The organism is Kitasatospora sp. NPDC096077 (assembly GCF_040303245.1).
Classification (GTDB): Bacteria; Actinomycetota; Actinomycetes; order Streptomycetales; family Streptomycetaceae; genus Kitasatospora.
The window spans coordinates 1-1065 of record NZ_JBEOSV010000152.1; the positions used below are offsets into that span (position 1 = coordinate 1).

At 69.7% G+C, this 1065-nt stretch carries 1 protein-coding gene; it reads right to left on the reverse strand.

Going from position 1 to position 1065, the window contains the following annotated elements:
- The coding region (locus tag ABTZ03_RS44185; RefSeq protein WP_350518940.1) for an IS481 family transposase at nt 1-949 on the reverse strand (949 nt) is incomplete at its 3' end.
- Between the last annotated feature and the right edge of the window lie 116 nt (nt 950-1065).

Below are 1065 nucleotides of genomic sequence, written 5' to 3' on the forward strand. Positions count from 1 at the left end.
TGTTCTGTCCCGTGAGGTTGGGGACGCGGGTGGCGGGTGGCTTGCCTGCGAGTGCGGTGTGTCCGCGGTGGTGATTGTAGGTGTGGAGCCATGCGGGGTAGGCGTCCCGTCGCTCCTGTTCGGTGCGGTAGGGCCTGGCGTAGGCCCATTCGTCGAGGAGGGTGCGGTTGAAGCGTTCGACCTTGCCGTTGGTCTGGGGCCGGTAGGGGCGGGTGCGCTTGTGCGCGATGCCCTCGGCGGCGAGGGCATCGCGCCAGGCGTATGACTTGTAGCAGGAGCCGTTGTCGGTCATCACGCGCTGAACGGTGATCCCGGCCCGGGCGAAGAACGCGTTCGCCCGGGCCCAGAAGGCGGCGGCGGTCTCCTTACGCTCGTCGGACAGGATCTCGCTGTAGGCCAGGCGGGAGTGGTCGTCGACGGCGTTGTGCAGGTAGCTGTAGCCCGCGCCGGAGCGGTTCCTGCGGCCGGCCTGGCGGCCGAGGACCTGGTGGCCGCCGCCGTCGGGGATGTTGCCGAGCTTCTTGATGTCGACGTGCACCAACTCGCCCGGTGCGGCGCGTTCGTAGCGCCGCACCGGGCGTCCCGTGGCGCGGTCAAGGTGCGAGAGGCGGGCAAGCCGGTAACGGGTCAGCACGCGGTGCACGGTGGCCGGGTTGAGCTTCAGCAGGTAGGCGATGCGAGCCGGGCCCCAGCGGCGCAGTACGCGGACCTTGATGATCCGCCGCTCCGTGCCGGTCGGGGTTCGACGCGGGCTGTGGTGGGGTCGACTGGACAGGTCGCCCATGCCGGCCTCGCCGAGCGAGCGGTAGCGGTCCGCCCAGCGCTTGGCCGTGGTCGGCGAGACCTGGAAGCGCTCGGCCGCCCGGCGAAGCGGCCAGCCGTCCTCGACCACGCAACGGGCCAGACGCAGGCGTCCCGTCTCGGTCAGCGGTGCGTTACGGTGTGGCATGAGGGCCTTCCTGGTCGCCGGTGCAGATGTCGCAATCCACACCGAGCCAGAAGGCCCTTACTCATTTCAAGACCACCCGACCGTGAACCCCGTCACCAACCTCTGTGGTCAGTACA